Here is a 25,194-nt window from a genome sequence, read left to right as displayed (position 1 = left end):
ATTCAGTAGCAATATACTGAATAACATTTTGTTTAAGACATCTCCACGAGCACATCACAATGAAAAAAAACAAAACAGTCACAACTGAAGATATCCTTCTTAAACTATGCCAATCAGTCTCAAGCGTACTGACTTCAGCGACGGCTTCTCAGGTGTCCTATTCAGCCATGGTTCAAAAGATCAACAAGACAAGCCTAAAGCCAGATTTTGGTTGCTTCGTTCTGTTTGACGGCGGCTTTTCTGGTCTTGTTGTTATCAATTTTACGTCCAAAGCAGCGCTAGAGATCTATACCAATTACATGCGCAATATGGGCATGCCTGAAAACGAGCTCGCTGTGCTTCATACTTCAGACGAAGTGGGCGATGTATTAGGTGAGCTGATGAACCAATTGGTTGGCGATTTCACTAATAAAATCCGCAAAGAACTGCAAACCAACATCACACAAAACCAACCGAAAATGCTGGCTCTGAACAAGCAAGTTAACCTTTCTGTTGATACTAATCTCGATCGTCCACAAGCTCGTCGTGTGACCTTCTCTACCGCTAATAACAACATTTTCTACCTTGAGCTTGCGATGGATAAGACCGAATTCATTCAATTGGAAGAATTTGAAATCGCAGAAGACGAATGTCCAGATAGCATTCTTGAGGCGACTCAGAAAAAAATGCAAGAAGCGAACAAGCCAGTTCAAAGCTCAGGCAATGATTCTGCAGCAGATCTACTCGATGAACTGGGTATCTAGATTACTAATACTCTAGTTAATCAGGAAAATCGTGTCACTAACGCCATCAATACGCTTGATGGCGTTTTTGTTTTTGTCGCCAACTGGGCTCATGCAGTTCAATGTTCACCACCTCACTTGTTCATCAAACCAGTTTTGCCTTTCTGTTACCCGCGAAAACATGTAAAATGTTGGACTTTTAAAAATTTGCGGTACTGATTAAATTGTCGATGGATAAGAAAAAAGCCCTAAAGAAAATTGCCAAGTGTCTTGAGCTTGGAAATTCTGCGAACGTCAATGAAGCTGCCAATGCGATAAAAATGGCGCATAACTTGATGCTGAAATATGGTCTCGAAAAAGACGATATTGAATTTATCAAGATGGGGAAAACTCAGTCCAGTCACCTGTTACCTGCAAATATCAGTTCTACACTGCTGCGTGTTATTCGCGGTATCAACACCAAATTTGGCGTAGAAGCCGTATTACTGAATCACAAAGGCCTCAAGCGTGTTGAGTTCATTGGTGAAGCCGACCGCGCGATCTTCGCAGCCTTCGCTTTCGATATCATTTATCGTGAACTGAATGAGCACACAGGCCAATTCAGAAACAGCTTTGCTGGCTCTGGCACAGGGTCATTAGAAGTGACACGCCGCGTAAACTCGTTTGTTTCAGGCTGGGTTGAAGGTGCGCTTGAAAAGCTACCAACCATTACCCCAGACGACGAATCAAACAACAAGATCAATAATTACATTGATAAAGAATTCAAAAATATCGACCGTGAAACGTTCAAACAGCAACTGAGAGAAGCGATGAAAAACCTCACCGCCGATTATGAAGTTGGTTTGAAGAAAGGTCGTAAATTGTCTGTTAATCGACCAGTTGGCGGTACCCAGGCAGCTAAAAAGATAACTAAATCATAGAGCCACTTTACATTACTTCGACGTATTGATAAAAACCATCAATAAGATTTACAGGACTATGTTTGTCACTCGAATTCATTCGTTTGACAGAAGTACATGATGGAGAAAATACGTTGAAAAAAATCACACTAGCCCTAGCGCTTACTATCGCTTTAACGGGTTGTCAGGCAACTCAACGCCAAAACGCGACAACTGGCGAATCTGAGACTAACTCTGCAACTCAAGGCGCTCTAATTGGTGCACTCGCTGGTGCCGTTGCTGGTGCTGCAACTGGTGACTCTAAAGATCGTGGTAAACGTGCACTTATCGGCGCAGCAGGTGGTGCGGCTGTTGGTGGTGGTATTGGTTACTACTTTGACCGACAAGAAGCAGCCCTTCGTGAAGAGCTAATGAATTCAGGCGTTCAAGTTGAACGTGTCGGTGAGAACCAACTTCTACTTCGCCTAGAAAACGGCATCGGTTTTGATTCTGGCTCTTACGCTTTAGAATCAAGCATTCACAATACCCTTCGCGGCGTTGCTCGCATCCTCGTTGAATACCCAGACACTAGCCTAGTGATTGAAGGTCATACTGACAGCACTGGCAGCGAATCAACCAATCAAATCCTTTCTGAGCGTCGAGCTGAATCTGTTCGTGCATTCTTGATCTCTCAAGACGTTGCTGCAGGTCGTGCTATTGCTCGTGGTAACGGTGAGCGTTACCCTCTATGTGACAACAACACCTCTCAAGGTCGTGCTTGTAACCGTCGCGTAGAAATTCAAATCTTGCCGCTTAAGTAGCACGATTAAAGCCCAGTCCGTCTTTATCTCTTGAATTAACCTCTATATAGTTGTTTATCAGTTATGTTACTCATTTAACGTGATAATAATAACCAACAACCATAAAGCGTATTCATACTGACATATCGATTCTGGGCTTTTTACGAGACTTATCTTTTGCTGATCCTATCCAACATTCTGTCATCATCACTTCTTAGAGCTCTATTTCTAGCCCTCATCTTTTCCACGATACAGCTGTCCACCACACGTTTCGTGCACGCAGCAAGCAGTGATGAATTTTCACTAGAATCACAACCTCAAGATCCAGTTTCTCAATACCAGTTAGCTCAAGCTTATGAATCGGGTATCGACGTTCCTGTTAGCACCAGTGATGCATTGTATTGGTACACGCAGTCAGCAGAAAACGGTAACCCAAACGCGCAATTTAGACTGGGTGAATGGTACTTGGCAGGTACAGGTGTTGAACAAAGTAACAAGCTTGCTTTGGAGTGGTTTATTAAAGCAGCGTTGCAAGGTAACCAGCGCGCGCCTATCCAGGTCGCAAAGCTCTACGAATCCTCACTTGATAAGGAGCTCCTTCAACCATTAGATAAAGCGCAGCTATGGTATGAAGCAGCCTTAAAAGATAATCCACAAGCAGAAGGTGGCTACAACCGCATTTTGGAAGCGCAATTCAACCAGCAACGTGCAAAACAGATCTCTTCAATAGAACAGCTCGATGACAGCATCGACTCTGAAATCGACAGCAGTCAGGGGCTATCTAAGCAAGTGCAATCTAGCCAAGCGACACGCTCTAACCTCTCCAGTTCTAACCTAACCAGCTCTGAATATATGATTGGTGCTGCGTTGGCCGTGTTGATTTCAATCATCAGCATTATTGCGACTCTCGTTATCTCAAGAAAAAGACAAACTCTAAAGTCGGGTGATTCACGACAGCAACAACAATCACTTGAAGCGCAGCTTAGCTCGAAGGACCTTACGATTAGGCAGCAAAAACGACAACTGCACACTATGTTTCACGAATTGAAGAAGCAGAAAAACAGCAAAGGTCTGAGTAATTTGCAGGTCGCTTGTGCTCTTTTTGGGTACACACCGAGTTCAATACCTGACCAGAAAAGCATCAAAATTCGATACAAACAACTGTCGAAAATCTATCACCCTGATGGTCATGGATGTGACGAAGAAATGAAACGTTTGAACAATGCGCTAAAAACCATTTTACAAAATGTTACAAAACCGTAAACAAACACACACCTTCATTTTCCTATATCTCAAAGATAACGATTTTATTGGTGTTGCAATCGATCCCCCTCTCAAAAACGGGTAACAAACTATTAACTAATGGGTCTTACTTGTGTCATAATTTGCGCCGAAAATACACCTGACTTAAACAGGTGAGGAGAGAATATGTTCACAATAGAAGGCGTTTGTGATTGGTGCAAAAAGCCAAGCCTAGTTAAAAAGCACGACTACCTAGATGGTAAGTGTCATCATGCATGTAAAGAGTGCAATGATATTGCAACCATTGATGTTCGCCAGTTCAATATTGGTGAAATGGAAATGAGAGCAAAACTCTCCCAAGCGACATTGAGATAAGCAACACCGTGAAATATAAGAAAGCGCCTAAGGCGCTTTTTTTGTGCTTGTGGTTTTCTCTCTTCTCTCTTCTCTCTTCTCTCTTCTCTCTTCTATACAGGTGTATACAGTACTTTTCTGTCAAAACCACTGTATACACCTGTGTAAAGCTCACATTTTTTCAACTTATGAGACAAAACAGCAAATTCATTCAAATTTAATTTATCAAATAATTTCAATAGCTTAATTACATTTCACCCATAATTCCAGACGAAATCGTCCAATAATCCCGCAAAAAACGCTTGATCTTATAAGCAACTAAAACTACTGTATACACATACAGCATGTATATAAGGACAGCAAAATGATTCAAGCACACGTTAAAGCCCAACACTCTAGCCCGCTAGTTCACTGCGCATTTACATCAGTTTCTCGTAAAAGCAAAAATTCAAACGAGGAAGCATTGTTTGCAAGAATGGCGTTGCTGTCCAATCAACACCAGTGGCTACTTTTTACGGCTCAAACACCAAGACCATCGGCTAAGCAGCTTAAGCAACATAATGTTTGCTGCGACCGTGTTATTCATATGAAAGCCTCTCATCAAATGACCGAAGTAGAGACCGTCGAGAAAGCAATCCGCTCTAAGAATGCGAGTGCGATTGTTGCAAGTGCATCGATTGATCAGTTCAGCCAACAGTACCTAAGAACATTAGGATTGCGCTTTCAGTGTGAAGTCTTCTTTATGGATGCAAATTCAGAGCGCATTCACTAATCTAACGTCACTCAAAACACAGTCCAAACATACTGCCTTCCCCTGCCCTACAATTCGCCAATTTTTTAGCGGATTGTTAGGCGGGGGTTTTTATTTAAACAACAGATTTAGCAATCGTTTGCTTTTTCTCTGGAAGCAAATAGTAGATTGGGTATAATGCCCGTCTAATCATGTGCACACCGCACTTCTCTGTATGACGTTTGATAAAAGATAGGAATGTCTAAATGAGCCTTGCTGATCAAGTTCTTGCCGTAAATGATGACCTACCAATCCGTACTGATAAACCTGTCCACAGTGGCAAGGTTCGTTCGGTCTACTGGTTAACTGAAGAAGATAGCCAACGACTAATTAAAGAGAAAGGCTACGATGTAGCACCAGATGCGCCTTTAGCAATCATGGTGATCAGTGACCGTATCTCTGCATTTGATTGTATCTGGCGTGGTGAAGGAAATCTTAAAGGTGTTCCAGGTAAGGGAGCGGCTCTGAATGCTATCTCTAACCACTGGTTCAAATTGTTTAAAGACAACGGACTTGCTGACAGTCATATTCTTGATATCCCTCACCCGTTCGTATGGATTGTACAAAAAGCTCGCCCAGTCATGATCGAAGCGATTTGTCGTCAATACATCACAGGTTCAATGTGGCGTGCATACGCAAACGGCGAACGTGAGTTCTGTGGTATCGAGATGCCTGAAGGCCTTGAGAAAGACAAGAAGTTACCTGAGCTACTGATCACGCCTTCAACAAAAGGGATTCTGAAAGGTATTCCTGGCGTTCCAGAAGCTGACGATGTGAACATCACACGTAACAACATCGAAGATAACTTCGCAGCATTCAACTTTACTCAAGCAAGTGACATCGCACATTACGAAAAACTTCTTAAAGAAGGCTTCAACGTAATCAGCCAAGCGCTAGCAAAAGTAGACCAAACCTTTGTTGATACCAAATTTGAGTTTGGCTACGTCAACGATGCTCAAGGCAAAGAAAAGCTCATCTACATGGACGAAGTTGGTACTCCAGATTCATCTCGCATTTGGGATACTCAGGAATACAACAACGGCAACATCGTTGAGAATTCAAAAGAAGGCTTCCGTCAGTTCTTGCTTAACTACTTCCCTGATGCCGACATTCTTTTGAACAAAGAACGCATGCCAGAACGTGAAGCGTTAGCTCGTGACAATGAACTTCCACTGGATTCGCTAATGTCTCTGTCTCGCACTTACCTTGATATCGCAGCGAAAATCACAGGTGCGGAGATCGTACTGAGCGAAAATCCTAAGCAAGAGATCATCGATGTTCTGCGCGCTGACTATGGTCTAATCGACTAGTCGCTTTATTGCTTAATAGCTTATTCGCTTAATCTCAAAATAAAAAGCTAGAAAGCTAATAAGCTCGTAAACACACATTTTAGATACTAAAAGGGCCTCAATATTTGAGGCCCTTTTTACGTGTACGTTTTTACTATTCCTCAAGAGAGATTATAGGCGAACTGAAGTTACAGCCTAATCGTGAACTCTTCTCCAGAATTACCCGCAATCACTAAATGACTGCGCGATTCAATATACTCGATCTGCTCTTCTTCAAGAGAATATGGCATCACCACTTTGAGTTCATTGATCCCTTCCAGCTTAGCGAGCTTGAGTAAGGTAACAATGTTCGACTCATCACTTTTACGCGTCGACATTGATTTCAATGCCATCTGCCATAAACGATCTTCAGGGCTTGCGAGCTCTTTAATGCTATCTCGCCAGACGGTACTGAACACTGGCGCAATTGTGGTGAGTGCTTCCAGAAAAGTCCATTTTTTACTGCATGAGGCGCCAAGAAATGTTGTGTAATCGAACTCTACACGCGTCTCTTCCTGTTTATCCATGATGTCCCCCGACACTTTGGCAACACAATATACTCAATATCTATCAACTCTTTCTTTATAGCAATAGGATATAGAAGAATAGTCTTTTATGACCTTTTGATTGGTTAAAAAGGCATATAAAAATCAAACTTGTAACAAAATAAGCACTGAATAATCATATATGCACCTATTTGATTAATATTTTAGAGATAAAACTTATCCATCTATTTGATATCAATTATTCGGCTCGCTTTTTTGTACTGAATACGCCAGCCAGACCATGTCGGTAGCTCCCAACGTTTTGGCGATAACTTTCGACTACCCGATTGATAGTGGACGTAAATCAGCTTTCTTGCGGGCAAGTATTCGACATCGAGTTGCAAGTCGGCAAGGCTCAATGCAAACGGATATTTTTCCGAAAACTCTGTATAGAGCCAAGTTGGAATGCCATCAAACGGTATGTCTGCATGCTCGAACATTTCCAATTCGCTGACATCAGTAACACCTAGTACTTCAAGCTGCTCTATAAACCATAGCTCAAAGTTAATGCTCTCAATTTCTGGTGTGTATTTAGTTTGTTCATCGAGACCAAGTTTCACATACAGCTGCCAGTGTTTGATTTCTTGAGTGCGAGCCTTTGCAAAACCGGGAAGCTGGTCTCCATTTAACACAAGGTCGACGATAGGTTTTAACGATAGTTGCCCTTCAGCCGCGACGAGCTTGGTTGTAATCGTGCGGCCTGCGTACACCAACGCCATCTCGGTAAAAACACCATCATCATTCACGACGGTTTCACCTTGCTCCCACTCTCCTAGTTCAGCATCAATGATAAGCTCAAGAGGAATGGGGGCCGTGACCGTCGCTAAGGTCAGTGTCTGCTTAACGCCTCTTCCCGGCAAGCTGTGAGTATCCAACACCAACATCGCTTGTGCATTATCAGGGAAACGATTCTGACGACCAAGTACCACCTCTAACACTCCATTGGCGAAAGCTTCTTTCCTTTTAAGCCGGCGCACAAACACCAGTTCAGGATGTAGATTCACAATGGTCTTGAGCAGTTCAATGCGTTGGAAACGTGACGCGACTTCTAGCTGAGGAAGTTCAAACACCTCCCGCATTTGCTTAGCCAGACCTTGAGCTTCATTCAGTGCCTGTTGGTCGATGTCTAAATGCGGATATTCTCGACCACGCACAATCTGAATCAACAAGCTTAAATCACACCCTTCTTTTTCCTGTTGCGCGAGCGCTTCAAGATGTTCTGCATTGTTTGGTAACTGATACAAGCGAGCAGGAACGGACAACGCCGCAGTGAGATCGACCATCGCCTCTTTTAATGCTTTGGTTTTGATTCGAGTAACGATATCTGCATACAAAGCATCAATCGGCAACGGATACAGCTTTTTGCCATGCTCGGTAACTTGATGGTTGGCGTTAATCGCTTCCATCGTCAGCAAGGTTTGAGTTGCACTGTTTAGTGATTTCTCTGGAATAGGATCAAGGAAGGACAAGCTCTCAAGTGGAGCACCACAACATGCCGCGGCCAACATAGGTTCGGTCAGCTCTTCACGCTGCAATTCAGGCGGTGTGACTAACTCTAACGCCGCATGCTCACCATATAGGCGTACGCAAACGCCGTCCATTACCCTACCCGCGCGGCCAGCTCGCTGTTTGGCACTCGCTCGTGATATGGATTTAAGCATCAGTGTGGTTCTGCCATTACGCTGAACGGTGCGTCTCTCTAATCCTGAATCTATCACCACGCCAATGTCTGGGATGGTTAATGAGGTTTCCGCAACGTTGGTCGCAAGGATGACCTTTCTCTGGCCATTACCTTCAGTATTGATATTCCGACCCGATAACGCTGAATCTCGCTCTCTATCACTGACCGACGCATGCAATTTAATAACTTGGATATCTGGATTTTTCGCTAAGACTTGTTCGCATTGCACGATCTCTTTTTTACCCGGCAGAAAAACCAACATATCGCCAGAAGAAGCGATCAGCTGATGATTTACTTCTTCCGCAATGCGCTGCTCTAGATGTCGAATGTCAGGCAGCGTTCTGGATTCGTTCGCTCTATGCTCAATCTCAACTTGATAAGTTCGCCCTTCACAGCTTATTCGATTCGCATCCAAATACTGAGCAAGGCGCTCACCCTCAATGGTAGCTGAAGTGATCACCAAACGATGACTCGCTTTTTGCTTCAGAATCGCCACCAGCAGATCAATGTCCCAACGTCTCTCGTGAAATTCATCCACCACGATCACATCAAAGTTAGCCAATCCATCTTCTGATAACCAACGCAGCGCGATACCGGGCGTCACAAAAACAACGTCAGTTTGCTCGTTGTATTCTGATTCAAGCTTAATCGCATAGCCCACTTTGCTACCCAACTTCTCGCCCGATTGCTGTGCAAGATATTTAGCCAGTGATGTACACGCGATGCGTCTTGGCTCCACCACTAACACTCGCCCATGTTGAGAGGCCCAAAGTGGCAGGCGCGTTGATTTACCTGATCCGGTTTCCGCCTCTACGACAAGGTGAGAATTAGCGATTTGTTCGTGGAATACATTTTGATAAGCATCGATGGGAAGTAATGACATAAAAAGGGAGCGTCGCGAAAAAGTGTGAGCAAAGTATAACGAATTATCGTGTTGAAATTCGATAAGTGTGGGACAGAGGTAAGAATATCATTTTGTTTGCTCAGATCGCGGAGAAACTATTTACAATTGAATAACTAAACCGTTATCATTTTTCAGTTACCCTTTCTCCCATATTAGGCATCCAATGAACAACGATAAACGCCCTCTATATATCCCTTATGCTGGCCCTGCTCTACTAAGTACACCTCTTCTAAACAAAGGCAGCGCATTCTCTGCTGAAGAGCGCAGTTCTTTCAACCTTGAAGGTTTGTTACCGGAAACAACCGAAACAATCCAAGAGCAAGTAGGACGTGCATACAAACAATATTGTAACTTCGAAAGTGATATGGATAAGCATATCTACCTTCGTAACATCCAAGACACTAATGAAACGCTTTTTTATCGTTTAGTTCAAAACCACATCTCTGAAATGATGCCTATCATTTACACGCCAACGGTTGGCGCAGCATGTGAGAACTTCTCAAATATTTACCGTCGTGGCCGTGGTCTGTTTATCTCATACCCGAACCGCGATCGTATCGATGATCTACTGAATAATGCGACAAACCACAACGTTAAAGTTATCGTGGTTACGGATGGTGAGCGTATTCTTGGTTTGGGAGACCAAGGCATCGGTGGTATGGGTATTCCAATTGGTAAGCTAGCACTGTACACAGCTTGTGGTGGTATTAGCCCAGCTTACATGCTACCAATCGTGCTCGATGTGGGTACCAACAACCCTCAACGTCTTGCTGACCCTATGTACATGGGCTGGCGCCATCCTCGTATTACGGGTGCTGACTACGATGCATTCGTTGAAGAGTTCATCCAAGCGGTTCAACGCCGTTGGCCTGATGCATTAGTTCAGTTCGAAGATTTCGCACAAAAGAACGCAATGCCACTGCTTGAGCGCTACAAAGATCGCATCTGTTGTTTCAACGATGACATCCAAGGTACAGCTGCCGTAACGGTTGGTTCTCTACTTGCAGCATGTAAAGCAGCGAACAGCAAACTGTCAGATCAACGTATCACCTTCTTAGGTGCGGGTTCAGCAGGTTGTGGTATTGCTGAAGCTATCATTGCTCAAATGGTGTCTGAAGGTATCAGCGATGCACAAGCTCGCTCTCAAGTTTACATGGTTGACCGTTGGGGCTTGCTACAGGAAGGCATGCAAAATCTGCTTGATTTCCAACAGCGTCTGGTTCAAACCAACGAAAACACCAAAGACTGGGAAAGCGACGGCACTGGTTTCTCTCTACTTGACGTTGTTCGCCACGCAAAACCAACAGTATTAGTTGGTGTATCTGGTGCTCCAGGTCTATTCAGCAAAGAAGTCATCAAAGAGATGAACCTACACTGTGAACGCCCTATCGTGTTCCCACTGTCGAACCCAACAAGCCGTGTTGAAGCAACGCCAAACGACATTATTCGTTGGACTGATGGCCAAGCACTTGTTGCGACAGGTAGCCCATTTGAGCCAGTCGTTCACAACGGCACAACTTACCCAATCGCTCAGTGTAACAACAGCTACATCTTCCCAGGTATTGGCCTTGGTGTATTGGCTGTGAATGCTTCACGCATCACTGACGAGATGCTAATGGAATCAAGCCGTGCACTTGCTACGTGTTCTCCACTAGCAATCAATGGCACAGGTGCTCTACTTCCACCATTAGAAGAAATCCACACGGTATCGAAGAAGATTGCTCTTGCTGTTGGTAAGAAGGCGATTGAACAGGGCGTTGCTCTAGAGATCACTGAAGAAGCACTGCAACAAGCGATTGACCAGCACTTCTGGCAGCCAGTTTACCGTCGTTACAAGCGCACGGCATTCTAATAAAGAGCGTTAACTCCTCTTCTAAGAGCCTCTGCCATTGCAGGGGCTTTTTTCTTTACACTGTCTTGTCTTTTTAACTGATTTTTCTCATTTTTATTTGGTATTATCGAGCACTCAAAAATTAATGCTCAGTCAAAGGACCATACCGAGAGTGAAATTTGATTCTCACATTATCCGTAGCTACTTAAATAAAGCTTACAAAAAACTGCAAGGTTTTCTGTTTGGCGCTTTCCTCGTGTTCTTAGTAGGCAGCGCTGCGGTTATTGCGATCGATTATTGGGTTTCATGGCAAGCGGAAGATCGCATCATCTACGATATTGATGAAGTGCCCGAGCTTGAGGTTGCAGTTGTGCTTGGCACAAGCAAATATTTGGGTAGAACACTCAACGACTATTATAAGCACCGAATTGAAGCGGCGATTGAGCTGTTCGATCGTGAAAAAGTGGACCAATTTCTACTGAGTGGCGATAACGCTCATCGCTCTTACAATGAGCCGTGGACGATGAAGCGCGACTTGTTGAAAGCCGGCGTCCCCGATGAACGTATCAATCTCGACTACGCGGGGTTCAGAACCTTAGACTCGATTGTTCGCGCCAAAAAGATATTCGATACCGATAACTTCCTGATCATCACTCAAAAATTCCACTGTGAAAGAGCGCTATTCATCGCCAATTCTTACGATATTCACGCGCAGTGTTTAGCCGTTTCAGGACCAACCCACCATTCCGGAACCACGATACGTTTACGTGAAGTGTTTGCGCGTACCAAAGCATTCCTTGATCTGTATATCATGGGGACAACGCCAAAGTTTCTTGGCCCTAAAGAGCCTATTCAACCGAGCCCAAAACCGGAATCATTTCCGATTCCAAACCCTATTACTGACCCCACTGTAAACCCTGTTGTCGACCCTACAACAAGCCCGATTGCAGCCCCTGAAGAGACCGATGTGTAGAAAACTACACATTTTGAATTTGTTGCCTCACACTTCCCCATTGTTAAGCAAAAACACACCAACACTCCTTTATTAACTTGAGTAACATTCTTCCAACAAAGTCTGACCCTACATCAAGCTATATACCTCGAAAATAATAAGCACGACTCAATGAAGTCGTGCACCAATGAAACGAGGATAAACAAAAGGAGCGTCTTATGACGGCACTTGTTACTACACTGAAACACTGGTTGTTTACCCGCAACAGCATGATATTAATTGGTAATTTCACGCTATTTGCTGTTTTGCTTAATACCCTGCCATTCGAAGCGCAAGTGAATACAGGTTTAAGTATTCTCGTGTTCGTTGCCATTCTATGGTTAACAGAAGCTATTCACGTCAGCATCACCGCTTTGCTCGTTCCCCTATTGGCTGTCTTGTTTGGTGTATTCAACACGCCCGCAGCGCTGGCTAACTTTTCAAACCCAATCATCTTCTTGTTCATGGGTGGCTTCGCATTAGCAGCCGCACTGAACAAACAAGAGCTAGATAAAGCGATTGCTGACAAAGTACTGCTGATTGCAAAAGGCAGAATGTCGGTCGCTGTGTTCATGTTGTTCGGTGTGAGTGCCGGTCTATCAATGTGGATCTCAAACACAGCCACCACTGCAATGATGCTTCCTCTTGTTCTTGGCATCATGAACAAAGTCGACCAAAGTGAAGACCGCAACACCTACGTGTTCGTACTGCTGGGTATCGCTTACTGTGCTTCAATCGGTGGTATCGCAACCTTAGTTGGTAGCCCACCAAACGCAATTGCAGCGGCAGAAGTTGGCTTGAGCTTCACAGAGTGGATGGCACTTGGCCTACCAATCTCAATGATCTTACTGCCAATCGCGATGATTATTCTTTACGTGATGACTAAGCCAAAGCTTGACCACAAATTCGAGCTAGACCATGCTCCAGTTGAGTGGACAAACAGCAAGAAAATTACACTGTCTATCTTCCTTTTAACGGTAACGCTTTGGATATTCGGTAAGCCAATCAATGCAATGATCGGTGGCTTCTCGAAGTTTGATAGCTTGGTTGCGATTGGCGCGATTGTATTGCTTGGCGCTTCTAGAGCAGTCGAATGGAAAGATGTTGAGAAGACAACGGATTGGGGCGTATTAATCCTATTCGGTGGCGGTATCTGTTTAAGTAACATTCTTAAAGCAACCGGAACCAGTGTATTCCTAGCACACTCTCTAAGCGGTTTCTTAGAAACAGCAGGCGTACTGCTAACGATTCTAGCGGTAGTAGCGTTCGTCGTATTCCTAACTGAATTCGCAAGTAACACAGCGAGCGCGGCATTGCTTGTCCCTGTATTTGCTACCATTGCTGAAGCGCTGGGTATGTCGCCGGTTATCTTGTCTGCACTGATTGCGGTTGCTGCATCTTGTGCCTTCATGCTGCCAGTAGCAACACCACCTAACGCAATCGTGTTTGGCTCAGGTCACATCAAGCAGAAAGAGATGATGCGAATCGGTATGGTGTTGAACCTAGTTTGTATCCTAGTTCTGACACTGTTCGCTTGGATTTTCTGGTAAGGATAACTCCTTATAGGTCGTTCTCCCCTAAACTGGTTGCAGTTCCCCCGTCTCAACCAGAACAAAAATGCCCGCTCAGTGCGAAGCTTTCAGTTACTTGAAGCTATCACTGAGTGGGCATCCAAAAAAACAATAAAACGCTTTTCCCTTTTGGTGGCTCTTCGCCACCTTTTTTGTATCAGATCGCCATCAACCTATCATTACCGCTCTAAGACCTGGTTCTCACGCAACACTTGGCACCAAACGCGTCCAACCTAGCAGCAACATAGATGCACACAATACCCACACTACGGTCGCTAACGAGAGTGTCGACACCAAATTGTATCGATAACTAAACACATACACAGCGCCAAGATAAGCCGCGTATGGCACAAGCGAAAACAAGCCAAACAAGGCTGTAGTGCGCAATTCCACCATGGTTTGTTCAGTGCCGACAATGTAGTGAGCAATCAAAGCAAAAGTAGGAAACAGAGGTACAAGACCAGAGATATAAAAGCTCTTACTTTTCGACAACAGCGCAATCAATAAAACAGCCGCAGCACCCAACAAGCATTTAAAGAACAGGGAAATCATTTCAATACGTTATCCAAACAAACCAACAAAAGCTTTAGAGGTTAAACTCATCTAGCGCCCATAAAAACGCCACACGTCACATATGTACGTGTGGCTTATAAACTAATCAAAACAATTTTCAGATTAGTGACTCAAGATCACCTGATTTCGACCTGAATGCTTCGCTTGATATAAAGCTTCATCGGCACGAGCTATGGTCTCAGTCACCCGCTCTTGTTTCATCTCAGCGATACCAATACTGCATGTCAGTGGATCGCCATGAACCCAAAGGTGCTGGCTAACTAAGAGTCGGATTTTCTCAGCCTTTCTTTGTGCTTCGCCAAGATCAGTCTCCGGGCAAAAAACAATAAACTCTTCACCACCCCACCTCACCAACTTGTCGGTAGCGCTGATCGAACTACCGACCACCATGCTAAACTCGCGTAAAATATGGTCACCCATTTGGTGTCCGTATTTGTCATTCACGCTCTTGAAGTAGTCAATATCGAGATACAACATACTTAGTTTTCCATGCCCCTGCTTAACCTGCTGAGACTGCATTTTTAGCCAATCACGAATCGCGTGTCGGTTTAGTATTCCGGTCAACTCATCACTGTGTGCCATTTCAGAGAATTCAAAGTTTTGCTCTCTCAGTGCTCGGTTGACGTTCTTAAGGTGATGGTGTCTTTTTTCGGCAATCAGCATACGCTTTCTTGAACTGTTTAATTCAGAAAGCAAGAACACCGTGCCGGTTCCGACCCAAACAAACAGTAAAATAAGGAACAAGCTCTCGCCTGTGATGTAAGAGCCTTCAAACTCGATGCTACGGATAACGATTCTATGATGGCCAAGCTTCGCACCAGATGCGGTAGCAAACTCAACCATATTCACATTCGAATACTCGGGCGCTGAGTGCTCTAACGCAATGTCGTTATCAGCTAACCACCATGTCATTACTTGCAGGTTTTTGATCGGAATCTCAATCACACCACCATCAACGCCCGGAGAAAACTCCATCCCGTTGTACTTATGTGTATACTCGTTATCCGGAACTGAATAAGCAGGGTTATAGTTACGTAGGTAGGTTCTCAAACGGCCGCTTGAGTCAGCCTCAGCATGGTAATCGATGTTCACTCTAAAAGTGTGATACTGGGAAAGGTCAAGACCTGTGGTTATATCTGGATCGATACGAATCGATAAGCCGCAGTAAGGCCAAGGATACTCTGATTCCTTTAGCTCACAGTTAAGAACATATTGGCCATTTTCATAGGATAATTGAGAGGTACTGACACCCCTGTCAACTTGATCGCTGGTCGCGATAAACTCATATTTATCTGGCGTAATTGCCGTTATCACACGATTTCCGCTCACACGGTAATACTGGACAATCGCCAGCGTTGCGATAACTAGAAAGATAACAATCTTATGGATCCACTTCACGTCTAAGCTTCCGGCTTATATCCCTAGAGTTGGGATGTCACGATATAAAATAAGTTACGTGAATTAGTGATCTTAATACCAATAATTCACTAAAAAACGTTATATCACGCCTGAACAAAATGTCATACTATATTTTTATGCTTACATTTCATGCTAATTATTTACGCCGAGAATCAAGTATTATTGCGTATAAAAATAGGCTCCATTTGTTATACTCATCGCATAATCATCGTTAACCGAACAGGCTGCTTACAGAGCATTCGAGTCGACGAAATAATAATCAAAATACAACGAGTAATGTCATGTCTTTATTAGCGAAAGGAACACTCAAGAAGATGAGTGCTTCCCTTGATGGTGCGGTAACCTACCGTTTGCCTGTAGGCGAAGAGTTTGTAGAACTAAATCCTCTGATTGGTAAAACCATCAACCTCACTCACACAGGCAATATTTTTTGCTGCTCGTGTGGCAAGAAAACCAAGAAGAGCTACTCTCAAGGCCACTGCTTTGTGTGCATGAAAAAGCTAGCCAGCTGCGATATGTGCATCATGAAACCGGAGACTTGCCACTACGATGAAGGCACTTGTCGTGAGCCTCAATGGGGTGAAGAGAACTGCATGGTTGATCACTTCGTTTACCTATCGAACACATCAAGCCTTAAGGTGGGTATTACTCGTCACACTCAAATCCCTACCCGCTGGATTGACCAAGGCGCGACTCAAGGTTTGCCTATCTTGAAGGTAAAAACACGTCAGATTTCTGGCCTGATCGAAGTTGAATTAGCGAAGCACATTGCTGACAAAACTAACTGGCGCACGCTGCTAAAAGGCGACGGCGACGATATGGAGTTGGTAGAAAAAGCCAAAGAACTGTTGCCGTTGGTTGAGGATAAAATCCAAGAGATCAGAGCGAAGTTTGGCGACGATGCTATCGAGATTCTGAGCGAAAACATCACTTCACTGAGCTACCCAGTTGAGCAGCACCCAGTGAAGATTGTGTCGCATAACTTTGATAAGAACCCTGAAGTGACAGGCGTACTTCAAGGCATTAAAGGCCAATACCTAATCCTAGATACAGGTGTGATTAACATCCGTAAATTTGGTTCTTACGAAGTGGAAGTGTCTGCATAACTTGTAGAACATAAGCGTTTCTTATAGTTAGAGGCGTTTAGTGAATAGCCAAAAACTAAAATGCCCTCAAGTGATGACTTGAGGGCATTTTTCGTTGTCGATTCTATTCGCTTTCGGTGACGATTTTAGGCGTTAGAGCGCAACCACATCTCCGTCTACACAATTCTTGCCGTTGGCTTTCGCGCGATAGAGAGATTGATCGGTTAAATTCACGAGTGCATCAATCGTGACACCGTCTTCACAGGCTTGGCTATCACTGATTCCGATACTGACACTCGAATTAAATCGTAACTGTTCATCAATTCTGAATTCAACTTGATTGAACTGTTGGCGAATCTCTTCTGACACTTTGTGTGCTGTTTCAAGAGACGTATTTGGGATAAATATAATGAACTCTTCGCCACCCCAACGGCCTGTGACCCCGCCGGCTTTCTCGGCACTGCGCTTGGTAATATTAGCCAAAGCACAAATGACCTCATCACCGACCATATGACCGTAAGTGTCATTAATCGACTTAAAATCATCGATATCTAGCAGCATACACACAAGGTAGTTGTTAGAGGACATGTGCTCTCTCAGCCACTCATAAATCGCTCTGCGGTTAAGTAAGTCGGTCATTTCATCGAAGTTCGCTTGGTGAACCAACTGCTTTTCCAGCATCACCTTTTGCGTCACATCTTCGAGTACAACCTGAACGGCTGGCTGACCTTTCCAAGTAATCGCATTGTCGTAAATATTGAAAAACCGATGAACGCCGTCAAAGCCGATATTTTCAACCACGGTACTCGTGCCAGACAACTCACCCGACACGATCGCCTGATAATGCTTGCTGATGCCATCGGTATTCTGTTTTGGTACCAATTCAAGAATCGAGTCCAGCTCTAATACTTGCTCGATGGAAGCCGCGCCTTGCATGTTAACCCAAGATTGATTAACCATCAGCGGCTTGAAATCTCGGTGAACCAAGATGCCCTGCCCAGATTGCATGATCATGTCGTGATACATCTTATCTTGCTCACGCACCGCATTTTGCAGCTGAATCGCAGGGGAAAGATCGATCACCGTGACTTGCAGTGCAGGTCTTCCCTGCCACTCCGTCACATGGTCGATAGAAAACACGGTGAACTCTCTGCCATTACGATCAACATTGGTATAGGTGTGAACCTGAGGGTCGCGTTGACCACTGACCGTTTCAAGGTAATTTTGATAGGCGAGAACATGATAATCTTCTGAGATTAGATCTAGAAAGCTATCGATATTAGAAAGTAGTTCTTCGGGCGATGGGTATCCATAGATGCGAGCATAGTTAGCGTCAACACTAACTACATTCATATCTTGAATAGTTATTACACCGTACGTGGATTCGAAATTTATTGAAGACATTGCCAACTCCGCACTCTAGCTACACTTCATAAACTGGAGCATAACAACACATCCTGCCAACGCTTCCACAGAATCTATCACGCGTTAGGGACATTAATATGGTATCTAGTATATCGTACTGTTGCGGGCTTCTCTACAATTCAATCGCTAACACCAGTTATCAAAAGTAGACAAGTCTCTCATTCCTATTACGCGCGTCAAAAAACAAAAAAAGATAACGTATATCTATGTAAGTATTAGCTTTTCTGTTTTCGACCTTAAAGTAGGTAGCTAGCGATAATTACGACTCTTTTCAATTCCGTTAATCATTCACTTCTATCTTGCTGGCTGTTCGCTTAAACCTCGTCGGTTACTCATTCCAATCCGAAAAGTAAGCGACTAAGAAATCGATCGCTAACCGTGCTCTCTGGGGTAAAAAACGACGATTTTGATATACGACCCAACTGCTGGTTCCTGCTCCCCAATACTCTTCAAGCACCGGGACAAGCTTTCCATTAGTCAGACCGCCATTGAAACTACTTTTGGGGAGGTAGACAACACCAAGCCCCTCTTCACATGCTTTCAGTACTGCACTCGAATTGTTACTACGCCATCGCCCGTGCACTCGCACTGCATTTAGCGGTTTGCCCTCTTTCTCAAATAGCCACTGATCACTGTTGGCGATAATGCAGCTGTGCATTTTCAACTGCTCTGGATGAGTAGGCGAACCAAATTGCTCTATATAGTCTTTACTGGCTGCAGCCGCCATTGGACGATCGACCAACTTTCTTGCCACCAGCCCTGAATCGTCTAATCGACCATAACGAATCGCGAAGTCGATACCATCTTCGATGAAGTTCACCATCTTAGTATTGAAGTTCATTTCGATAGTCAGATCGGGGTGATCTTTGGCAAATTCCATCAGCGCTGTCGCAACATGATTTTCAGCAAACGCACCCGCCGCACTGACACGTAAAGTACCGCTAAGTTGAGTCTGCTGAGAAGTCACTTGTTCGTTCGCTTGCTGAAGCCCTATTACTAAGTCTTTGCACTGTTGATAATAGGTGTGACCCGATTCAGTTAGGCTCACCATACGAGTGGATCGAGCCAGTAAAGCCACACCCACCCGCTCTTCCAACCTTGAAACTTGGCGACTGACATGGCTAGTACTGCAACCCAACTGTTTTGCTGCTGCAGAAAAGCCGTGACACTCGGCTACCGCAACAAACTCATTAATACCTTCAAAGCTGTCCATACTTAATCTACCCGTATCTTATCTTTGCTATATAGCAACAATGTTTTGCCTGTTTAGTATATTATCACCTAATTGGTTTGGAACTAGTATTAGATACAACAAGACGGCGATAGCTAAGTAACAACACGATACCTAGCGCTTAACGAAAAGCGTCAGCATCTAATTACAGGCATCGTTTCTAAATAAAAAAACAGCAGCTCAAAGGGATGAATCATGAAAAAAATACTAATTCCAGTAACTAACCACGCAACACTTGGCGATACAGACCAAGCGAACGGTACTTACGCTCCAGAACTAACCCACGCTCTGAAAGAGATCATGGCTGCTGGATTCGAATACGACATCGCTTCTATCAATGGTGGCAAAGCCCCACTCTACGGAACGGATATTGAAGGAGATGTGGTTAACGCTGATATCTTGGCGGATGATGACTTCCAGAACCGCATCAACAATACGATTCCAGTAAGCCAAATCAATACTGAAAGCTACGATGCTATCTTCTACCCAGGTGGATTCGGTTTGCTTTCAGATTTAGCAACCAATGAACAGTTCGCTAGCATCGCAGCAAAGCATTATGAAGATGGTGGTATTGTCGCGGCAGTATGTCACGGCCCTGCGGCGCTGCTTCCGATTGTTCTGAGCAACGGCGAGAAGCTACTAAGCTCTAAATCGGTGACTGGCTTTACACGTGAAGAAGAGATCGACTTTGGTACGATCAACGACATTCCATTCCTACTGGAAGAGTCGCTTGCTCGTAGCGCAGCACGTTTCAACAAGGTTCAACCTTGGCAAGAGCTTGTGATTGTTGATGAGCGAGTCATTACAGGTCAGAACCCAACCAGCGCACACGCAGTGGGTGTAGCTATTGTTGAGCAGCTGTCTTGATTAAAAGCGGTCTTAATCGAATCACTGGCGTTACGTAAATAAGTAATAAGCGCTGTGAAACGAAAAAGAGCATGCTTCCTACTCAATACTCTTGAGAGAAGCATGCTCTTTTTTCGATCTAAAGGCACAAACAGCAAAGGCCAGTGACTTCTTATTAATTACTTCATGCTAATAGCTTCTTGCTAATGGCTTCTCGCTAGTTACTTCGCAAGATCCCTTCAAGCACATTGAACAACAAGTCGATCTCTTCAATCGAGTTGTAATGCATACAACCAATACGCACCACGCCCTGCTCTTCAATACCCAACTGCTTCACCAACCCTAATGCATAGAAGTGACCATTCCACACACAGATATTATGCTCACCCAACTTCTTGGCGATGAACTCTGGAGAATGGTTTTCAAAGGTAACAGCAAAGGTTGGCGTTCTTAGGTTCGAATCAAACTCCGTCTTACCATAGAGTTTTACCCCTTCAAGATCAGACAAGCGTTTAAGGAAGTACTCACTCAGTTGGCTCTCGTGCTTATTATACAGCGCGTAGCTTTGCTCTAAACGAGAACGCAATGAGTCGGTTGGCTCACCAAACTGCGCCAAGTAATCGACCGCTGCAATCACACCGGCAAGGCCTTCAAAGCTTTGCGTACCGGTTTCAAAACGACCTGGGCCGATATTGGTTGCAGGCTCTACCTTGTAAGGCTTTAACGTGTGTAGCCATTGAGGTGCTACATAAGCAATGCCCATATGCGGGCCGAAGAACTTATAAGCTGAACACGCTAAGAAATCACAATTCAGTTGCTGAACATCGATCAAATGATGCGGTGCGTAATGCACGGCATCGACATAAACCTGAGCACCATGCTGATGTGCAAGATCGATAACTTTCGCCATATCGACAATAGAGCCTGTCGTGTTCGAAGCAAACGTCACCGCGACAAGCTTGGTTTTCTCGTTCAGCAAAGACTCAAAATGCGCCATATCCAAACTGCAATCTGATTCGTCTACACGAACTTGGCGAACAATCGCGCCTTTGTCGTCTGCCGCTTGCTGCCAGCTCGATACATTCGAATAATGATCTAACGCCGTGACGATAACTTCATCGCCCTCTTTCCAATCTCGGCTGATCGCTCGGCTCAGTTGGAAGGTCAACGATGTCATGTTCGCGCCGAACACAACGTTGCCAGAAGACTCCGCATTAAGCAGTGCTTGCGCCGCTTCTCGCGCTTGCTGCATTAAGCTTGTGGTCTTTTGGCTAGAAAAATAGTGGCCGCCTAGGTTTGAATTGAAATGCCCTAGGTATTCGGTCATTGAAGCTAAAACATTCTCAGGCACCTGAGAGCCACCCGGCCCATCAAAGAAAGTGACTGGCTTGCCATTATGATATTGGCCTAACGCGCTAAACTGTTGGCGCACATCATTAAGAGTGAAGGACATTACGCGCATCCTTAGCCGTTAGAACAAACACATCCATGTAGCCCATCTCGCCGTGGTCTATGGTACGAATCGGTTGTGCATTGTGCCAGAGCTTACTATCTGCAAGCATTGCCACTTCACCATCGCCTAACACTTTTCTAAAGAATGGTGCCTCGTGGCTATCTTGATACAGCATCACTTCACCACCAACGATGTTGTGGCGAGTAACACCAATGATCGCGATGTGGTCAAAACCATCTTGGTGAACACCTTCTGGTGCAACCTGTGTCTCTTCAAAAATAGCAGCGATGCGGATCTGATGGATTTCGATTTCTTGTCCGTCTTCAAGCCCGTTGGTTTCAATAAACAGTTCACACATCTCTTGCATGCCTTCGCTGCTTAGGATTTGTGCTTCAATCGGCTCGAATTGACGAACAACGTCACCTTGAAAGTGATTAATGTCTTCAGACTGAACAAAGTTATGTTTGTCTAGCTCAACGACTTGTCCATTACTGAATTCAACCACTGAGTACCTTCTCAATCGGAACTGGCCATCCGCATGCTCTGTGCTTGGTAGCTTAGAGAATGATGGTGACAACTCCTTAACCGCGTGGTTACTGAGGTGGGTAATATGTAGGGTATTTTCGTGAGCATGTAACATCATCGACTCCTTAATGATTGTTAATTAACTTTCGACATTTAACGTTTTGTTTACATAAAGGATACTTGAAGATCTTGCCAAATCAACATTAAACAATCATTTATCCCGTCAAATTTAATAATTCAGACGCTAAATCTAACCTGAAATTCAAAAGCAGTGTATAACACCAGAATAAAAGATGACCAACTCTTAAAACTAGCACACTCCACTAGCTAGTTATAAATCCCTACAAATTTAAATTTAACGATATTATTAACTAGCAAGTGATGTTTCATATTGTGTCAGCCCTTTCGCTTCAATACGCCAGCCTCCTTGCATGAGTTCAGCCCTCACTCTCGCCATCATTCATTTCTATGCTTTTGCACAACGAAATACGACCTACCTATCAATTGCCAAGCTATTGATTATTTACACAACAAACTGAAATTGGTTAATTTATGAGTACGCCAGAAACCAAACGCCTTTGCTTGCGCGTCTGGAACAGGTCGAGTTCGGGGGGAACTCGGCCGCCCTCAAATCAATTTGCTTCCTTTAAGATAGCGGCTTCACTGTTCTTTCTCGTAATAAGCTTTTATCTAGAGTCTTGATGACCTGAAGCGTGCTAGCGCTAGGTACCCCCTTTCTCTGACAGTTGGTTGAATAAGTTCGTTTTGCCTATACAAGCAACGTATTTAAACAAGTAGGATCACAGTAGTTACTTAGGGAAGTGTCAAGAACGTATGGATTCATGCCTCAAATGGATATCAGTCCTTATCGTTGGTTTGGTCACGATAAATCCTGTTCGATTGCAATAATTAATGACACGACCAGTGATATTTTGCCCCCGAACTTGATTGCTTACAATCTAGCTGGATGAACAAAAAAGCCTCATGCGAGTAGCAAGAGGCTTTGTTTATGAGTGCATTCTAGGTTAGTAGAACAGCACCATGAACATACCGATAAGTGTCAGTAGTGTGTTTGATACAGCGTAAGGAACGGTGTAGCCAAGCATTGGGATATTACTTTTCGCTTTTTCTCCAACCATTGCAACCGAAGCTGTACTGGTACGAGCGCCACCACAAATACCTAGGTTCAGTGCTGGATGGAACTTAAAAATGTATTTACCAATCAATGGTGCCAGTAGCATTGGGATTGCTGTTGCTGCAGCACCAATTACGAACAGACCTGCGCCAGCGTTTTTAAGGCCTGCAACAAAGCCAGGACCAGCAGAAATACCGACAATAGCAATGAAGATGTTTAGGCCGACAGAGTTCATGAACCATTGTGTCGGCTGTGGCAGACGAGCAAACGTTGGGTGTACTGAGCGCAACCAACCTAATATCAGACCACCGATTAACACACCACCAGATACTGACAAGGTCACAGGTGCGCCGTCAACATTAACCACCAATGCGCCAAGCAGACCAAAGATAACGATGAATAAACCAACCCATACCATATCTGTTTCTGTTGTTGTTCTATCAACGTGACCTACCGCTTTTTCCATACGCTCGGTATGAAGAGTGGTACCAGTCACTGACAGTACATCGCCACGATGAATATCCGTTTGAGCAAGCATCGGGATTTCTTGACTCGCCGCGCCACGAGTAATTTTGTTTAGGTAAACACCACGAGTGTAATCTTCTTTTGCTAGTTCAACCAAAGTGCGGTTAGCAAATTTTTTGTTGGTGACAACAATATCGACCGTTTCAAGAGGCAGATTATCTAGCTCATCATCAACGACTTCTGTCAAATATTGCTGAGCATGAACCAATGCGTCTGTGTGACCGGTTAATGCAATCACATCTTTTGCCATCAGTGGGCTGGTTGCATCAAACTCAATCATCTGACCATTGCGTTTAATTTTCTCTATGAACAAACGTTCTTCTTGGTGCTGAGCTTCAAAGTCAGCTACCGTTTTGTTGTTGATGTTGTCTTGAACTTCATAAGTACGAGACTCTGTGCGATGCCAAACTCGTGCAATACCTTCTTCAGGTGTGCCTTCTGACATTTTTTGTTCGTAATCTTTGCAGGCTTCTTCTAGATCAACGCCCAACAGTTTTGGCCCCACGTACGCTAGAATCATACCAGTACCAATAGTACCGAACAGGTAACAAATTGCGTAAGCCACCGGAATTTGATCGAGTAACTCTTGAGTATTGGCAGCGCCAGATGAGTTAATCGCATCGGTTGCAAGACCAATTGAAGCTGAAATCGTTTGTGCGCCAGCCCAAAGACCAGCGGCCAGACCTACATCGTAACCGGCCATTTTTGCGCCAGCATAAGTTACAGCAAAGCACAGAAGTGAAATAACCACGGCAAAGATAGCTTGTGGAGCACCATTTTTTGCAACACCTCGAACAAACTGTGGACCAACGCCATAGCCGACAGCAAACAAAAAGAGCGTGAAGAAAATTGATTTAACTTGCGATGATATCGAAATATCAAGCTGACCAATTAATACGCCGGCAATCAAAGTACCTGTTACTGCGCCAAGGCTAAAGTGACCAAATTTGATAGCTCCTATCCAGTAACCCACTGCGAGAGTCAGGAAAATAGCCAGCGCTTGGTGCTCTCGGAATACTTTCACAATCCACATTGGTTCTGCTTTTACAGATGCTTTCACAGCGGGTTTTACAGCAGTGGTATCTGTTTTTTGCGTAGATGCTTGTTCTTGTGCTTGCGCCGAATTAATGAGATTGAAAGAAGGCGTCGCTTGCGTCGCATCAATATTAATGGTGCCAGCGAGCATGAATATGGCAAGCAAGCTTAGAAATACATGTCTGACAAATTTTGTCGGGCACAGTTTGGATAAGAATGTCATGAAAACCTCAAAGATGTTGATGGTAATTTAGTTTGTTATTAATTAAGTGATGACTGGGGCTAAGTGAATAGCCCCAAATTGC

21 protein-coding genes are annotated in these 25,194 nt (G+C 44.3%); 12 read left to right on the top strand and 9 right to left on the bottom strand.

Translation table 11 applies throughout. The features are described 5' to 3' along the window. Positions 1-59: 59 nt before the first annotated feature. The 7 genes from MSG35_RS21590 to MSG35_RS21560 all read left to right on the top strand — a co-directional run bounded on the left by MSG35_RS21590 (position 60) and on the right by MSG35_RS21560 (position 6,096). Positions 60-743, top strand: coding sequence for a DUF3334 family protein (locus tag MSG35_RS21590; protein ID WP_050635104.1), 684 nt, complete (start codon positions 60-62; stop codon positions 741-743). A gap of 209 nt (positions 744-952) precedes the next feature. Then, complete coding sequence (locus tag MSG35_RS21585) at positions 953-1,642, top strand: DUF2786 domain-containing protein (RefSeq protein ID WP_017059769.1); 690 nt, start codon at positions 953-955, stop codon at positions 1,640-1,642. Between the two features lie 113 nt (positions 1,643-1,755). Next, on the top strand, positions 1,756-2,421 hold the full coding sequence (locus tag MSG35_RS21580) for an OmpA family protein (protein WP_048607125.1): 666 nt from the start codon (positions 1,756-1,758) through the stop codon (positions 2,419-2,421). Between the two features lie 156 nt (positions 2,422-2,577). Then, a complete protein-coding gene (locus tag MSG35_RS21575) occupies positions 2,578-3,663 on the top strand; it encodes a tetratricopeptide repeat protein (protein WP_248384984.1) in 1,086 nt (361 codons plus the stop codon). A 165-nt stretch (positions 3,664-3,828) separates the two neighbouring features. Beyond that, complete coding sequence (locus MSG35_RS21570) at positions 3,829-4,017, top strand: hypothetical protein (RefSeq protein WP_004733419.1); 189 nt, start codon at positions 3,829-3,831, stop codon at positions 4,015-4,017. 343 nt (positions 4,018-4,360) lie between these two features. Further along, complete coding sequence (locus tag MSG35_RS21565) at positions 4,361-4,768, top strand: SulA-like leucine-rich domain-containing protein (protein WP_017055178.1); 408 nt, start codon at positions 4,361-4,363, stop codon at positions 4,766-4,768. A gap of 224 nt (positions 4,769-4,992) precedes the next feature. Further along, positions 4,993-6,096 carry a phosphoribosylaminoimidazolesuccinocarboxamide synthase gene (locus MSG35_RS21560; RefSeq protein WP_017055177.1) on the top strand — a complete coding sequence of 368 codons (1,104 nt, stop codon included), beginning with the start codon at positions 4,993-4,995 and terminating at the stop codon, positions 6,094-6,096. A gap of 167 nt (positions 6,097-6,263) precedes the next feature. On the opposite strand, the gene MSG35_RS21555 is transcribed toward MSG35_RS21560, so the two are convergent. Together MSG35_RS21555 and MSG35_RS21550 are read right to left on the bottom strand one after the other, a co-directional pair. Then, positions 6,264-6,641 carry a hypothetical protein gene (locus tag MSG35_RS21555; RefSeq protein WP_019821854.1) on the bottom strand — a complete coding sequence of 126 codons (378 nt, stop codon included), beginning with the start codon at positions 6,639-6,641 and terminating at the stop codon, positions 6,264-6,266. Positions 6,642-6,844: 203 nt separating this feature from the next. Next, positions 6,845-9,223: a helicase-related protein gene (locus MSG35_RS21550; RefSeq protein WP_248384983.1), complete on the bottom strand. Its 2,379-nt coding sequence runs from the start codon at positions 9,221-9,223 to the stop codon at positions 6,845-6,847. Positions 9,224-9,407: 184 nt separating this feature from the next. On the opposite strand from MSG35_RS21550, the gene MSG35_RS21545 reads away from it, so the two are divergent. From MSG35_RS21545 to MSG35_RS21535, 3 genes are all read left to right on the top strand, one after another. Then, positions 9,408-11,096, top strand: a complete 1,689-nt coding sequence (locus MSG35_RS21545) for an NAD-dependent malic enzyme (RefSeq protein WP_019821850.1) — start codon at positions 9,408-9,410, stop codon at positions 11,094-11,096. Between the two features lie 151 nt (positions 11,097-11,247). Continuing rightward, complete coding sequence (locus tag MSG35_RS21540; protein ID WP_248384982.1) at positions 11,248-12,048, top strand: ElyC/SanA/YdcF family protein; 801 nt, start codon at positions 11,248-11,250, stop codon at positions 12,046-12,048. Positions 12,049-12,245: 197 nt separating this feature from the next. After that, a complete protein-coding gene (locus MSG35_RS21535; RefSeq protein WP_048607137.1) occupies positions 12,246-13,616 on the top strand; it encodes a DASS family sodium-coupled anion symporter in 1,371 nt (456 codons plus the stop codon). Positions 13,617-13,838: 222 nt separating this feature from the next. Here the strand turns inward: MSG35_RS21535 and MSG35_RS21530 are convergent, their stop codons facing one another. Both MSG35_RS21530 and MSG35_RS21525 read right to left on the bottom strand, forming a co-directional pair. Beyond that, positions 13,839-14,189 (bottom strand): GlpM family protein, encoded by a 351-nt coding sequence (locus MSG35_RS21530; RefSeq protein WP_048659546.1) that lies wholly within the window; start codon positions 14,187-14,189, stop codon positions 13,839-13,841. A 123-nt stretch (positions 14,190-14,312) separates the two neighbouring features. After that, the gene (locus MSG35_RS21525; RefSeq protein WP_248384981.1) at positions 14,313-15,608 is read right to left on the bottom strand and encodes a GGDEF domain-containing protein; all 1,296 of its coding nucleotides are present in this window, start codon (positions 15,606-15,608) and stop codon (positions 14,313-14,315) included. Positions 15,609-15,910: 302 nt separating this feature from the next. Between MSG35_RS21525 and MSG35_RS21520 the strand changes: the two genes are divergently transcribed. Beyond that, positions 15,911-16,735 carry a DUF2797 domain-containing protein gene (locus MSG35_RS21520; protein WP_017063586.1) on the top strand — a complete coding sequence of 275 codons (825 nt, stop codon included), beginning with the start codon at positions 15,911-15,913 and terminating at the stop codon, positions 16,733-16,735. 132 nt (positions 16,736-16,867) lie between these two features. Here the strand turns inward: MSG35_RS21520 and MSG35_RS21515 are convergent, their stop codons facing one another. Together MSG35_RS21515 and MSG35_RS21510 are read right to left on the bottom strand one after the other, a co-directional pair. Continuing rightward, a complete protein-coding gene (locus MSG35_RS21515) occupies positions 16,868-18,118 on the bottom strand; it encodes a sensor domain-containing diguanylate cyclase (protein ID WP_248384980.1) in 1,251 nt (416 codons plus the stop codon). A 349-nt stretch (positions 18,119-18,467) separates the two neighbouring features. Next, complete coding sequence (locus tag MSG35_RS21510; protein ID WP_248384979.1) at positions 18,468-19,352, bottom strand: LysR family transcriptional regulator; 885 nt, start codon at positions 19,350-19,352, stop codon at positions 18,468-18,470. Positions 19,353-19,565: 213 nt separating this feature from the next. On the opposite strand from MSG35_RS21510, the gene MSG35_RS21505 reads away from it, so the two are divergent. Beyond that, complete coding sequence (locus MSG35_RS21505; RefSeq protein WP_048669269.1) at positions 19,566-20,237, top strand: type 1 glutamine amidotransferase domain-containing protein; 672 nt, start codon at positions 19,566-19,568, stop codon at positions 20,235-20,237. A 196-nt stretch (positions 20,238-20,433) separates the two neighbouring features. On the opposite strand, the gene MSG35_RS21500 is transcribed toward MSG35_RS21505, so the two are convergent. From MSG35_RS21500 to aspT, 3 genes are all read right to left on the bottom strand, one after another. Continuing rightward, positions 20,434-21,669 carry a cysteine desulfurase-like protein gene (locus MSG35_RS21500; protein WP_248384978.1) on the bottom strand — a complete coding sequence of 412 codons (1,236 nt, stop codon included), beginning with the start codon at positions 21,667-21,669 and terminating at the stop codon, positions 20,434-20,436. After that, positions 21,653-22,309, bottom strand: a complete 657-nt coding sequence (locus tag MSG35_RS21495; protein ID WP_048607150.1) for a 2OG-Fe dioxygenase family protein — start codon at positions 22,307-22,309, stop codon at positions 21,653-21,655. The genes MSG35_RS21500 and MSG35_RS21495 overlap by 17 nt, the downstream gene beginning before the upstream one ends. A 910-nt stretch (positions 22,310-23,219) precedes the next feature. Then, entirely contained in the window at positions 23,220-25,112 is a 1,893-nt protein-coding gene (aspT, locus tag MSG35_RS21490) for an aspartate-alanine antiporter (RefSeq protein WP_248384977.1), read from the bottom strand. Positions 25,113-25,194: the final 82 nt, after the last annotated feature.

This window comes from Vibrio sp. 1CM23M (assembly GCF_023161755.1).
In the GTDB taxonomy this organism is placed as follows: Bacteria; Pseudomonadota; Gammaproteobacteria; order Enterobacterales; family Vibrionaceae; genus Vibrio; species Vibrio coralliirubri.
The sequence above is the reverse complement of the archived record's forward strand: the minus strand, read 5'-3'. Positions and strand labels throughout refer to the sequence as shown.

Excerpts from the sequence above, each read along its gene's own strand:
- MSG35_RS21530 (WP_048659546.1), bottom strand. The coding sequence starts at position 14,189 with ATGATTTCCCTGTTCTTTAAATGCTTGTTGGGTGCTGCGGCTGTTTTA.
- MSG35_RS21590 (WP_050635104.1), top strand. The coding sequence starts at position 60 with ATGAAAAAAAACAAAACAGTCACAACTGAAGATATCCTTCTTAAACTA.
- MSG35_RS21535 (WP_048607137.1), top strand. The coding sequence starts at position 12,246 with ATGACGGCACTTGTTACTACACTGAAACACTGGTTGTTTACCCGCAAC.
- MSG35_RS21495 (WP_048607150.1), bottom strand. The coding sequence starts at position 22,309 with ATGTTACATGCTCACGAAAATACCCTACATATTACCCACCTCAGTAAC.
- MSG35_RS21505 (WP_048669269.1), top strand. The coding sequence starts at position 19,566 with ATGAAAAAAATACTAATTCCAGTAACTAACCACGCAACACTTGGCGAT.
- MSG35_RS21555 (WP_019821854.1), bottom strand. The coding sequence starts at position 6,641 with ATGGATAAACAGGAAGAGACGCGTGTAGAGTTCGATTACACAACATTT.
- MSG35_RS21550 (WP_248384983.1), bottom strand. The coding sequence starts at position 9,223 with ATGTCATTACTTCCCATCGATGCTTATCAAAATGTATTCCACGAACAA.
- MSG35_RS21570 (WP_004733419.1), top strand. The coding sequence starts at position 3,829 with ATGTTCACAATAGAAGGCGTTTGTGATTGGTGCAAAAAGCCAAGCCTA.
- MSG35_RS21510 (WP_248384979.1), bottom strand. The coding sequence starts at position 19,352 with ATGGACAGCTTTGAAGGTATTAATGAGTTTGTTGCGGTAGCCGAGTGT.
- MSG35_RS21560 (WP_017055177.1), top strand. The coding sequence starts at position 4,993 with ATGAGCCTTGCTGATCAAGTTCTTGCCGTAAATGATGACCTACCAATC.
- MSG35_RS21520 (WP_017063586.1), top strand. The coding sequence starts at position 15,911 with ATGTCTTTATTAGCGAAAGGAACACTCAAGAAGATGAGTGCTTCCCTT.
- MSG35_RS21565 (WP_017055178.1), top strand. The coding sequence starts at position 4,361 with ATGATTCAAGCACACGTTAAAGCCCAACACTCTAGCCCGCTAGTTCAC.
- MSG35_RS21585 (WP_017059769.1), top strand. The coding sequence starts at position 953 with ATGGATAAGAAAAAAGCCCTAAAGAAAATTGCCAAGTGTCTTGAGCTT.
- aspT (WP_248384977.1), bottom strand. The coding sequence starts at position 25,112 with ATGACATTCTTATCCAAACTGTGCCCGACAAAATTTGTCAGACATGTA.
- MSG35_RS21545 (WP_019821850.1), top strand. The coding sequence starts at position 9,408 with ATGAACAACGATAAACGCCCTCTATATATCCCTTATGCTGGCCCTGCT.
- MSG35_RS21500 (WP_248384978.1), bottom strand. The coding sequence starts at position 21,669 with ATGTCCTTCACTCTTAATGATGTGCGCCAACAGTTTAGCGCGTTAGGC.
- MSG35_RS21515 (WP_248384980.1), bottom strand. The coding sequence starts at position 18,118 with ATGTCTTCAATAAATTTCGAATCCACGTACGGTGTAATAACTATTCAA.